Below are 12,977 nucleotides of genomic sequence, written 5' to 3' on the forward strand. Positions count from 1 at the left end.
CTTGTTATTTTTATTTTATTTGATAAGCATAGCTGTTATGATAATATCTTCTTTCTAGAGAATTCTCAAAGTAAAAATTTTAGTTAAAAATACTATCTAAAGCAATGGAATTATTACATAGTTTACAAAAAAATTTAATAAAGATTAATGAATGGCTAGATAATGAAAAAACAAAACTAGAGCCAAATATTTATATATCTGCTGATATACGTAGCAGTGGTAGCAAAATTGCCCCTGTGGACATTAACTTCTTCCCAGCTTGTTTTAATAACTTATCACAAAAATCTCGCATTAAAACCTCACAAAGCTTTAGTGAATTTTTCCATAATGCAAAAGTGCAGAATATTCTAATAATTCCAGAGAATTACACAAGAAATATAATGTATTTAAAAAATGTGCTAGCAATACAAAAAATAATTAAGATATCTGGATTGTCTTGTGCAATTGGCAGTACAATGATTACAGAAGATATCACAATACCATTAGGTAATGGAGAACAAATAACAATACATGCAATGGAAAAAACTGAATATGTTTTGCATAATACTGCTATTCATAATCCAGATGCATTATTATTAAACACTGATTTAACTAGTGGTACAATAGACTTGCCAGCTAAACTTAAACATAAAATATTTCCTGAACAAGTATTTGGATGGCACAACCGACAAAAAAGTAAATCTTTTGATATATATAACAATGTTTGTATGAATTTTGCAAAAGAATTTGCTCTAGATCCATGGTTTTTTTCTGCAATATCTACAAGTTGCCATGGAATTTCATTTAAAGAGCGAGCTAATATAGACTTGCTAGCTGAAAAAATAAACCAAACAATAGAACAAATATCAGAAGCATATAAATCTCATGGTGTAAAAAGCAGACCAGCTGTTTTTGTTAAAGCAAATAATGGAAGTCATGGCATGGGCATCTTTATTGCCAAATCAGGTGATGATATTATGGCCATGAATAAAAAAAATAGGGACAGTATGCATAAGATAAAGCATCAAAGTATAGTTGATAGTGTTGTTATACAAGAAGCAATCCCAACCAATGAATTTGATAACACTGCACCAAAAGAACATATAGCACTGTTAGTTGCTGGCAATCTTATAACTTTTATAGCCCGTAGCAATAAGAATAAAAATGCAGGTGATAATTTGAATCAATTAGGTGCAACTTTTAAAGATGAACTAGAGAAATTAAATGATCCTATGTATAAAATTATTGCTAAATTAGTAGCAATTGCAGCAGCTAATGAAAGAAAGATAATGCTTGAAAATAGTCAATCATTAGATATTAGAAAATAACAAGCTTTTTGTTACATTGATATCATTTTTATCTGCTAGGCCCTCTGTAGTGCCATATTTTTCATGACCTTTGCCTAAAATCATTAGCACATCACCTTTACCTAGCATTGATAGACCATACTTTATTGCCTCTTGTCTATCTGGCATTTCCAGCACATTGCTATTTGTCTTTATGCCTGCAATAATATCTTTTCTTATTCTCTTGGGATTTTCAGTACGTGGATTATCATCTGTAATAATAATAAAATCACTGTAAGCTGACACAATCTCACCAACAATAGGTCTTTTTTCTTTATCGCGATCACCACCACAACCTACAATTGTTACAATTTTATTCATAACATCTACATACTCTTTAGCACTTTTTAATGCATATAAAACACCATTAGGGTTGTGTGCATAATCAACAATGACATCACCATTAGAACTCTTTATTAAACTCATTCTACCAGCTAAATTTTTTACTTCTGACAACATTTTAGAGATAGATTTAGGACTAAATCCCCATGGCAATAATGCAGCAACTGCACACATTAAATTCTGTATTTGAAATGCCCCAATTAAAGAAGTTTGGAAATTACACAACTCACCACATATGTTTAGTGATATTTTAGATTGCCAGCCATCAATTTTATTATGTTTAATTAAGTATATATCACCATCTCTGCCATATGAAATAGTCTGCAATTTACGTTTTATGCAAGTATTTTTTAAGTCTTCCATATAAATAGATTCACTGTTAATTATAGCAGTGCCATTTGGTAATAAAAATTTGGTAAAAAGCTCCTTTTTTACCTGCCAATATGATTCCATATTGTTATGATAATCCATGTGATCGTGAGATAGATTAGTAAAGGCTGCAATATCTATAGGCAAACCAACAATTCTCTGTTGATCAATACCATGGCTTGATGCCTCTATTGCTGCATATACAGCACCATTCTCAGCAGCATTACTCAACACTTTATTAATTGAAATAATATCTGGAGTTGTGAGATTAGGGATATTTAATTTTATATTTGTTTCATTCATTACAACTCCCATAGTACCTATGGTAAGTGACTTTTCACCTAATAAAGAAAGAATTTGATGCATAAATGAAACAACAGAACTTTTACCATTTGTCCCTGTTATGGCAGCAATTCTTTCAATATTAGGTTTATAAAATATACGTGATAATTTAGCAGCAAATAATCTAGTATCTTCAGATCTTATGAATATTACATTTGCATATTTTTGCAATAATACATCATTGATATATATATTATTTATAGCAATTATTGCAGCACCCTGCATTACTGCATGTTCAATAAAAACAGATGCCTTAAAATTAGCATCATTCATTACAATAAAAAGATCTCCAGGATTTACAGCTCTGGAGTCCATGTGCAGATTAGAAAAATTGTAATTTACTATATTATTTAAAAACTCTTGCTCACTAACAGTATTTTCTGTCATTAAACTATCTTTTATTATCACCCATTAAATAAAGCATGCTAATAAAAATATTGATAAAATCAAAATACAAATTTAATGCACCAATTATTGCCATTTTTGCACCTTGTTCTGAATCAGAATACTGATAATAAAGTGATTTAATTTTTTGTGCATCATATGCCGTTAATCCAGTAAAAACAATAACTGAAATGAAAGAAATAGCAAATTGCATAGCTGAACTACGGGCGAAAATATTAACTAATGAAGCAATTAAAATACCAATAAGCCCCATTATCATAAATGATCCAAGCTCTGTCAGATCTCTATTTGTAGTGTGTCCATATATATTCATTGCACCAAACATTGATGCTGTGATAAAAAATGCTTTAGCCATGCCACCAATTTTAAAAACTAGCAACAATGATGAAAGTGATACACCCATAACCCCAGAAAAACCCCAAAGACAATTTTGTGCCATAGATAGTGGCATAGTGTGAATTCTAGATGTAAAATAAATAACAAATATTATTGGTGCTAATGAAAACAGCCATCCTATTGGAGTGGAGTGTACTAAATAAAATATTTTAGGCATGCTTGCTACTGCAAAAGCTGAAATGGCTGTTATTAGTAAAGCTATTGACATATATCTGTAAACAGATAAAGTATACTCTCTTAAGCCTACATCATACTTAGCTGATGATGCTGTAGCTGTGTGAGTTTGTTTAAACAACATAGTTAAGCCTTAAAATTAGGTGATAGTTAACATTAAAAATTTTAAACCTTAATGCAATGTATGTCAATGGCTCATGGTAATTCAGTTACACTCTTTAGTAAAAAATAAATCTTTTCATGCACACTACTTGGGTCAAAACTTATCGTTTACTTTACAATAACATTTACTTTTTATTATGTTTTATTCAAGAACTTTTGGTTCTTGCCATTGTTTTTTGAGAAATAATACACACGATAGTGCTGTGGTTGCAGCTGTATCAGCTCTTAATATATTACTACCCAAACCAACCTCAATAACATTTTTTTTTTGCTTAAGCATGCTGGCTTCTGTATTGCTAAAGCCTGCCTCTGGTCCAATAAGTACTCCTATTTGCTCACTAGATTCAATGATGCTATTAACTTTTGTCATTGTTTTCTTTACATGCTCATAGCACCAGATAACTGTATGCTTATTAAAAATTGTACTATTGATAAGTTCTAAAAATGTAGTTGCTTGGAGTAACTTTGGTATGGACAATCTACCCGATTGTTCACATGCTTCAATGATATGCATTGCTGATCTTTGTGCATTAAACATAGCAACATTATATTCAGTAAGTACTGGTATTATATTATCTACACCAAGTTCAACACACTGTCTTAATGCAATTTTCATACTTTTCTCCTTAACCACTGAAATAAAAAGTGAGACACCATTACTAACATTTTTCTTTCCTGTAGGTTTTTTTATTTGCAGCAATACCTCTCTTTTGCTTATGCTCAATAAGCTAGCAATCCACTCATTGATATCATTAAAAATAACAATTTGATCACCACACTTTAATCTCATAACTTTTATGCAATAATAAGTATTTCGTATATCTAACTTAATATTTGCACCAATATACATATCATCAGATTGGTAAATCCTAGCTTTATGTCTTTTCATGTTAAAAATCCTAGATATATTTATAAAATGTAATATAATTTTTTATATTATAATTTTTAGAAAATTACATGAATGAAATAACTCTTTCTATACTTAAACCTGATGCAGTATCAAAAAATATTACTGGATCAATTAATAAAATGATTGAAGATATTGGTCTGAAGATTGTTGCACAAAAAATGGTTTTACTCAATGAAAAGCTTGTTAAAAAATTCTATGATATACACAAAGACAAGCCATTTTTTGATGATTTAGTTAATTATATGCTTCAAGGACCAGTAGTGCTGCAAGTTTTATCTGGCGATAATGCAGTGATTAAATATCGCAATCTCATGGGAGCAACCAACCCTAAAGATGCTGCTGCTGGAACAATTAGAGCAACTTTTTCAAAAAGTATTGATGCTAACACAGTACATGGATCTGATAGCATAGAAAATGCAGCCAAAGAAATAGACCTTTTCTTCAAAAAATCAGAAATCTTTACATGAAATGCTTATCCACAGAACTATTATCATCTGAGCGTAATTGGAAAAAAACAATTGTTTTACTGCGCATAGATCTAAACTTATCAGCAAGTGAATTGGAGTATATAAATAAATTCAATAAAAAATTACAAAATGATCTAAATACAACAATAAACAATCAATCAATATCAAGGGTTGATGTTATTATACCAACAATTAGGGCATTGCTTAAAAAAAATGCTAAAATAATAATTTTATCCCACTTCCAGCGACCTAGAGGAAAAACAATAACATCAATGTCGTTATATAATTTATTCAAAGATATAAGGGCATATTTACATGCAATGCTCTATAATGAATGTAGAATAACAGAGGAAGACATAAAATTTATGCATACTTTTAATGCAGATGCTGTATGCAATAAATTTAAATCTGAAACAAAAATACTAATGCTTGAAAATTTAAGATTTTCTCCAGAGGAGGAAAAAAATGGCAAGGCATTTGCAAAAGAATTGGCCAAAATGGGTGATATATATGTTAATGAAGCTTTTTCGTGCTCACATAGGAAACATGCATCTATACATGCTATTACAGAATTCCTGCCATCATTTGCTGGTCTGTACTTAGAATCTGAAGTTAAATCTTTGCAACAATCATTAAGTAAACAGTCTAGGCCACGACTAGCTATTATAGGGGGTAGTAAAGTATCAACGAAGCTTAATACTCTTATAGGTGTAGGTGCTAAGGTTGAAAATCTTTTAATTGCTGGTGCAATGGCTAACACTTTTCTAGTTGCTAAAGGTTATAGCGTAGGAGCATCATTTTATGAGCCAGAATATGTACAAGAAGCAAAAAATATTCTAAAATCATCAATAGCATTAAAACTTATACTGCCTATTGATGTTATGGTTTCTTCCAAAAGTGGTAGTGTGATGGCTGTTAACATTGAGTCAGTGCCTGCAGACACAGTAATACAAGACATTGGCCCAAAGACAATTGATTTTTTTAGAAAAAAAATCATACTAGCACATTCTATAATATGGAATGGTCCGGTAGGTGTGTTTGAAAAGAAAGAGTTTAGCAATGGCTGTATTGTCATGGCTATGACAATATGCAGTGCTTATGCCAAAGGTGCTGTAGTAGTAATTGGTGGCGGTGATACACTATCTGCCATATCAGCTGTTCTTTTTTCTGCTGCTAACCATAAGTATAATAAAAATGGAATTATGCATCTTTCAACCGCAGGTGGGGCGTTTTTAGAGTGGTTAGAAGGTAAATTGCTACCTGGAATTAGTGCACTTAACAGCAATCTCCAACAATAATAACTTAATTTAAATTAAACCATAAGTAGGGTATTTTTAGAATGGTTAGAAGATAAATTGCTAAATTTTAATATAATTCAATACAATCAACAAAATAAGAAAGTGTAAAATATATAAATCAATGAATTTAACTCAGCAAAGATAGAGAATATTTTTAATTAAATAAAACTTAATCCTACAGATAATGCATGAGTAAAATCTCTGCAACTCTGCTAAATTAATTGATTAACAACTTTTAATAAGATTACTGCAGCTGGATTATTATTTGCTTTACAAACTAGATTTATTACTAAATAATTTCCTATTCTTTATGCAGGAAATCATAAGGATCTTTATATGGTTTTTGCAATAAAGGACTTGTGTAGTGCACATATCCTACATTTCTGCTTTTCTCACTAATCATATAGCTGCTATCAGTATTGCAATGGTATTCACCATCTATTATTTCATAATCACTACAACATGATGACAAACCATTACAAGTGCTGTCATTATAATTTATTATACAATTTTTAGCATTAGTAATTTTTGTAACACACTGTAATTTACCTGTACCAGGTTTTCCATCATCAATTTTATTGTCTATCATATACAACTGCTTTGCATTCATGCTTGTATTGTTTAATGAATATCTATATTTCTTAGAATTATCCACAGCAGATACCCAAGAATGCATCCTTGAGAGTATTATTTCATACTGACCATCTCTATTATGATGTGTCGCCAAGAAATTGTCTTTTGCAATTTTTATACCACTAATTCTATGGTTATCACCAATATTATATCCATTTAGAACCACAGGTTCAATTTTAGTATGATTAAGCACCCCTGCAAGCTTTAGATGACATGGAGCAGCTGTGATTTCATAAAATGAATCAGTATTATCAGATTTTATAATCATTCCCTCTGTTGATCCTCCAAAATTACTCCATTTCATCATATTATTACCATTACCATTAATGCCTTTTGTAAATTGATTTTCAGTGCCACTAACAACATCCCAATAAATACAGTGTTTGTTAAATTTACTAACATCCCAATATTTAGTAGCATCTGGCATATCACCAGGAAAATAATTATATGATTCATGAAATAAATGAATAGCTTGCTCTAATATATGTATATCTTTAACAATCATTCTGCTTAGTGCAGCATTGTGCCAGTATCCTGATATAAAAAATGACATTACTATTCCAGTAACAATAAGGGTAAAAATCACAGCATCAAAAATGTTAGTTTGTCTATGTGTAAGCATAGTGCTTTAATTATATTCATAATTTTCAGTAGAACATAAAATATCTAGAAAATAAAGATAAAAAATAACCATACAACATTGATAATTTGCTCATTAAATTACAGCTTGCGGTGATTACATTTCTATATAGATCATCTGTATATATTTTGAGAAAAATCTATTGGAATAAATTATTATATAAAATCCCAAAATCATTGTTAAACAAAACATTTATCATATTTTAATTAAACATTCCAAAAATTTTTTGTTAGGAAATTGATCAAAAAGTATTTTGACTTGTTTAGTAATAATTCATAGAATTAAGTTATTATTTTAACCTATTTTATGCAAAATTTGAGAAAAAATTTATGCAAAATTTAAAAGATAAAAATAACATAAATCAAATTATAACTCGATTTGCTCCAAGTCCAACTGGTTTTTTACATCTAGGAAATGCTAGAACTGCATTACTATGTTGGCTGTATGCACGTACAAATAATGGAAAATTTATTCTTAGAATTGATGACACAGATAAAGAGCGTTGCTCTCGTGAATATGAAGATGCTATATATAAAGAACTAAAATGGCTTGGGTTAAATTGGGATTTTTCAGAAAAGCAAAGCAATCAGAATGATGCCTTCTCAGAAAAAGTAACATTCTTGAAAAAACAGGGTTTTCTATATCCATGTTATGAAACTAAAGAAGAGCTTGAATTAAAACGCAAACATTTAATATGCTCTGGTTTGCCACCTATATACAACAGAGAAGCACTTAAACTAACTGATAGCAAAAAAAGGCAATATGAAGATAATGGCCAAAAACCACATTGGCGTTTTAAAATGTCTTATGATAAACCAATAGTTTGGCATGATCTTGTACGTGGTGAAGTTAAATTTAATCCAACAAAAATATCTGATCCAATAGTTATCAGAAGCAATGGTGTTTATACCTATTTGTTAATATCTGTGATTAGTGACATTTTACATGGTATTACTGATATTATACGTGGCGAAGATCATATTACCAATACAGCATTACAAATACAAATGTTTGAATCTCTTGGTGTTAAACAACCAAAATTAGCTCATTTGTCATTAATTTCTCCTGAAGAAGGAAAAATTTCTAAAAGAAAAGGAGTTAATGAGTATAGCTTATCATCTTTAAGAAACAATGGCATTTTGCCATTAGCAATTATTAACTATCTCACTGCTATTGGACATTCTCATTATAATTGTAGATTATACTGTTCTATAAAAGAAATTGTTAAAAATTTTGATATTAGATGGTATGGAGGTGGTTTAACAAAAATAAATGTTAAGGATATTTATCAAGTTAACACCAAGGTTATACATAACACTCATTATAGTGAGATTTGCTCTAGATTGTCCAGTGATTTATCTGCAAGGTTGAGTAGTGATAAGTGGAATTTATTATGTGCTAATATAAATAATATAAATGAGATTAGCGCTTGGCTTGATATTCTAGATGGTTTGCTTCCTGTATCAAACGTTTTAGATAGATTAGACAAAGAGTTGCTTAATATAGCATTAGAAAAAATACCCAATAACTGGTTGGATAAAGCTAATATAACCATGAAAAGTGTTGGGTTATGGATAAATTTAATTGGTATTACAGTTGGTAAAAAAGGTAAAAATTTATTTTTACCTTTACGTTTAGCAATAACTGGCAAAGAAAATGGTCCTGAAATCTTTAAGATAATTCAAATACTAGGTGTAGGTGAGTTGAAATCTAGAATAGAAAATTGCATATTAAAAATAAAGGAATAGTGCAAATATAGATTCAGCTATAACAAACTGATTGAAATATGGCAATAAAAAGAAAGTAATTAATGAAAATATAATTATATAATTGTGAATAAAATTTAGATAACAAACACAAAGACAGTGACCATATGAGAATAATTTCAACACCATAAGATGTTTAGTTATTCTTAAAAGTAAGGAGGTAGTCCAACCGCAGGTTCACCTACTGTTACCTTGTTACGACTTCACCCCAGTTGTCGCCCCCACTGTGAGTGGTTATCTCCTGAAAAACAGGTTGAATTGCCACTTTAAAGTATGGACGGCTCCCATGGCGTGACGGGCAGTGTGTACAAGACCTGAGAACGTATTCACCGTGACATGGTGATCCACGATTACTAGCGATTCCTACTTCATGTTCCCGAGTTGCAGAGAACAATCTGAACTGAGACAACTTTTAAGAGATTTGCTTTATCTCACAATATTGCTTCTCATTGTAGTTGCCATTGTAGTACGTTTGCAGCCCCCCTCATAAGGGCCATGATGACTTGACGTCATCCCCACCTTCCTCCAACTTATCGCTGGCAGTTTCTTTAAAGTTCCCGACATTACTCGCTGGCAACTAAAGATAGGGGTTGCGCTCGTTATGGGACTTAACCCAACATCTCACGACACGAGCTGACGACAGCCATGCAACACCTGTGAAGAACCCAGCCAAACTGAGGCCATCTGTTAAAATGGATTTAGTTCTTCATGTCAAGAAAGGGTAAGGTTATGCGCGTTGCATCGAATTAAGCAACATACTCCACCGCTTGTGCAGGTCCCCGTCAATTCCTTTGAGTTTTAGTCTTGCGACCGTAATCCCCAGGTGGAGTGCTTAATGCGTTAGCTACAATACCAAGGTAAAAACCCTGACATTTAGCACTCATCGTTTACAGCATGGACTACCAGGGTATCTAATCCTGTTTGCTCCCCATGCCTTCGTGTCTCAGTGTCAGTATAGACCCAGGCAACCGTCTTCACCTCTGGTATTCCTCCTAATATCTACAAATTCCACCTTTACACTAGGAATTCTGTTACCCTCTATCTAACTCTAGTTATAGTAGTTTTGAAAGCAATGCCAAAGTTAAGCTCTGGAATTTCACTTTCAACTTACTAAACCACCTACACACCCTTTACACCCAGTAATTCCGAATAACGCTTGCCCCCTTTGTATTACCGCGGCTGCTGGCACAAAGTTAGCCGGGACTTTTTCTGTGGGTACCGTCATTATCTTCCCCACTAAAAGAGCTTTACAACCCTAAGGCCTTCTTCACTCATGCGGTATGGCAGGATCAGGCTTGCGCCCATTGTCCATGATTCCCTACTGCTGCCTTCCGTAGAAGTCTGGACCGTGTCTCAGTTCCAGTGTGGCTGATCATTCTCTCAAACCAGCTATAGATCATCGTCTTGGTAGGCATTTACCCCACCAACTAACTAATCTAACTTGGACTCATTCAAAAGCGGAATAAACCTTTCCCCCTCAGGGTATTATCTTGTATTAGCTACCATTTCTGATAGTTATTCATGTCTTCTGAGTAGATTTCCAAGCATTACTCACCCGTCTGCTACTTGCCTTCAGTAAACTGAAGGCACGTTCAACTTGCATGTATTAAGCCTACCGCTAGCGTTCATTCTGAGCCAGGATCAAACTCTCAAATTGAGTTTGAAACATATCATCATAAATGATAATCCAAAAAAATTTACTAGTCACTGCCTTTGTGTTGGCTATCTATTTAAAATTCACACTATCAAAAAACTGCTTAACTTAAATACAGTCAACTTTCTATGTGATTAATTGTAAGCATAAAAACAACATTGTCAACAATTTTTAACCAATTTTTCTAATTTATTGCTAGCCAAGCCTTATAAACAAATAATATCAACTTGAATAACGTTACTCATATCTCCTTAGACTATCTGTGGATAATTGAAATAGATCAAAAATTTTAACAACATACCTCATGCTAGTTGATAAAATTAAAAAACAACATTTACTAAGTAATTAAATATTAATTTGTATTACTATCCAGATATTTTTATAGTTATAGATGTTATTCTAACCAAAAGTTAATTACTGAGATATATACAATGGAAATAAAAAAAACATTTTTATATCAATATCATCAAGATAAAGCAGCAAAAATGTCTTTATTTGCTGACTATTTACTTCCTGTTTACTATAAAAAATATGGTGCTATTGAAGAGCATAATTGGACTAGAAAAAATGCCTCTATTTTTGATGTCTCACACATGCCACAATTGCTAATCACAGATCCTAATGCTATACAAATCCTAAAAAAAATAACACCTTCTTTATTTCATAACACACCAATAAATAAAGCAAAATACACTGTAATTCTAAACAAAAATGGTGGTATAATAGATGATTGGATAGTAACAAAATTATCTAATGAATCCTTCTATGCTGTAATCAATGCTAATGGTGCAATTAAATGCATTACATGGCTTAAAGAACACTTCAAAATAATCAATGTGTTAAATAAATCATTAATTGCACTGCAAGGGCCTGAATCGAAAGAAGTGTTAAGAAATGCTATACCAAACATTATCATACCTAAAAAATTTGAGATGCTTTATTCTAAATGGGATAGCATTGAAATTGGTGTAACTCGTATAGGATATACGGGAGAAGATGGCTTTGAGTTAAGCATTACAAATAATGCTGTAGTTAAACTTTGGAATCTACTTTTAAACATGGACAAAGTTCAACCAGCCGGTCTAGCTGCCAGAGATAGCTTGCGTTTAGAAGCTGGATATCCTTTGTGTGGTAGCGATATAAATGATAAAATATCACCAGTTGAGGCCAACTTAAGCTGGTTAATTAAAAGCACTGATTGTTATAACAGTAATAAAATACAGAATCAAATTCAACATGGCACAGAATATAAACGCATAGGATTTAAACTTAGCAAAAAAAGAATACCTAGAAATAATAATACTGTATTCAATACAGCTGGCATTAAAATAGGTGCTATAACCAGTGCAGCATTCATGCCTAATGCTAACTGCACAGGTGGACAAATGTATGTAAAATCTAATGTTAAACCTGGCGACTTGATAAATGTTGATTTCTTTGGAAGTCTAATAAAAGCCTATGTGCATAATTTAGTATTCTTAACTTAAAAATATACCTACATTGCTGGAAATAAAACATTGTCAAAATAGTGTAATTATCCTAATATTGAAAACTATCAGCTTTGTTTTTGTAATTATTAATTTATAAACTCTAGACTAATTGCTGTTTAACAAAAAACAATAATAATTAAACATAACTATTGGCTATTTTTAATACAATTATAAGTTAGGAGGATATACAATGTTTAAAATAAATGCAGATTTAAAATATACTCCTACACATGAGTGGGTACGCAAAGAAAAAGATTATATTGTTGTGGGAATCACTGATTGTGCACAGCATTTACTAGGTGATATTGTATATATTGACATGGATAATGCTTCTAATATCTTAGAGAAAGACAAAGAAGTTGTAGTAGTAGAATCAGTAAAAGCAGCTAGCAGTGTATATTCACCAGTTAATGGTATGCTAGTGGTATTTAATACAATTCTAAATGATTCGCCAGAATTAATAAATACTGACCCATATGGAAATGGATGGATCTTTAAAGCTAAAGTAGACAATATTACCTTAGCCTGGGAAAATTTACTCTCATCTAATGACTACCAAAAATTAGCAAACAAAGAGTAGACTTAGAGCTCATTTACTAATTCT

10 protein-coding genes and 1 rRNA gene are annotated in these 12,977 nt (G+C 31.6%); 6 read left to right on the forward strand and 5 right to left on the reverse strand.

The features are described 5' to 3' along the window. Positions 1-104 precede the first annotated feature (104 nt). On the forward strand, positions 105-1,307 hold the full coding sequence (gshA, locus tag AABI72_RS04405; protein WP_338364789.1) for a glutamate--cysteine ligase: 1,203 nt from the start codon (positions 105-107) through the stop codon (positions 1,305-1,307). On the opposite strand, the gene AABI72_RS04410 is transcribed toward gshA, so the two are convergent. The 3 genes from AABI72_RS04410 to AABI72_RS04420 form a co-directional block, all read right to left on the reverse strand. After that, positions 1,290-2,765, reverse strand: a complete 1,476-nt coding sequence (locus AABI72_RS04410) for a UDP-N-acetylmuramoyl-L-alanyl-D-glutamate--2,6-diaminopimelate ligase (protein ID WP_338364792.1) — start codon at positions 2,763-2,765, stop codon at positions 1,290-1,292. The genes gshA and AABI72_RS04410 overlap by 18 nt on opposite strands. Before the next feature lie 4 nt (positions 2,766-2,769). Further along, positions 2,770-3,477 carry a Bax inhibitor-1/YccA family protein gene (locus AABI72_RS04415; RefSeq protein WP_338364795.1) on the reverse strand — a complete coding sequence of 236 codons (708 nt, stop codon included), beginning with the start codon at positions 3,475-3,477 and terminating at the stop codon, positions 2,770-2,772. A 180-nt stretch (positions 3,478-3,657) separates the two neighbouring features. Then, on the reverse strand, positions 3,658-4,404 hold the full coding sequence (locus tag AABI72_RS04420) for an RsmE family RNA methyltransferase (RefSeq protein WP_338364797.1): 747 nt from the start codon (positions 4,402-4,404) through the stop codon (positions 3,658-3,660). Positions 4,405-4,472: 68 nt separating this feature from the next. Here AABI72_RS04420 and ndk point away from each other — a divergent pair, with 68 nt between their 5' ends. Both ndk and AABI72_RS04430 read left to right on the forward strand, forming a co-directional pair. Beyond that, on the forward strand, positions 4,473-4,892 hold the full coding sequence (gene ndk, locus AABI72_RS04425) for a nucleoside-diphosphate kinase (protein ID WP_338364800.1): 420 nt from the start codon (positions 4,473-4,475) through the stop codon (positions 4,890-4,892). Beyond that, positions 4,889-6,190 (forward strand): phosphoglycerate kinase, encoded by a 1,302-nt coding sequence (locus AABI72_RS04430; RefSeq protein WP_338364804.1) that lies wholly within the window; start codon positions 4,889-4,891, stop codon positions 6,188-6,190. Before ndk ends, AABI72_RS04430 begins: the two co-directional genes overlap by 4 nt. 301 nt (positions 6,191-6,491) lie before the next feature. Here AABI72_RS04430 and AABI72_RS04435 read toward each other — a convergent pair whose 3' ends face one another. Further along, complete coding sequence (locus AABI72_RS04435; protein ID WP_338364806.1) at positions 6,492-7,445, reverse strand: hypothetical protein; 954 nt, start codon at positions 7,443-7,445, stop codon at positions 6,492-6,494. 347 nt (positions 7,446-7,792) lie between these two features. Here AABI72_RS04435 and gltX point away from each other — a divergent pair, with 347 nt between their 5' ends. Continuing rightward, positions 7,793-9,211 carry a glutamate--tRNA ligase gene (gene gltX / locus AABI72_RS04440; protein ID WP_338364808.1) on the forward strand — a complete coding sequence of 473 codons (1,419 nt, stop codon included), beginning with the start codon at positions 7,793-7,795 and terminating at the stop codon, positions 9,209-9,211. 171 nt (positions 9,212-9,382) lie between these two features. Here the strand turns inward: gltX and AABI72_RS04445 are convergent. Further along, positions 9,383-10,886 (reverse strand): 16S ribosomal RNA (locus AABI72_RS04445). A 428-nt stretch (positions 10,887-11,314) separates the two neighbouring features. Here AABI72_RS04445 and gcvT point away from each other — a divergent pair. Together gcvT and gcvH are read left to right on the forward strand one after the other, a co-directional pair. Continuing rightward, on the forward strand, positions 11,315-12,370 hold the full coding sequence (gcvT, locus tag AABI72_RS04450; RefSeq protein ID WP_338364810.1) for a glycine cleavage system aminomethyltransferase GcvT: 1,056 nt from the start codon (positions 11,315-11,317) through the stop codon (positions 12,368-12,370). Positions 12,371-12,563: 193 nt separating this feature from the next. Then, entirely contained in the window at positions 12,564-12,953 is a 390-nt protein-coding gene (gcvH, locus tag AABI72_RS04455; RefSeq protein ID WP_338364812.1) for a glycine cleavage system protein GcvH, read from the forward strand. The last annotated feature ends 24 nt before the right edge of the window (positions 12,954-12,977 follow it).

It is taken from the genome of Candidatus Xenohaliotis californiensis (genome assembly GCF_963930935.1).
Classification (GTDB): domain Bacteria; phylum Pseudomonadota; class Alphaproteobacteria; order Rickettsiales; family CAWVOK01; genus Xenohaliotis; species Xenohaliotis californiensis.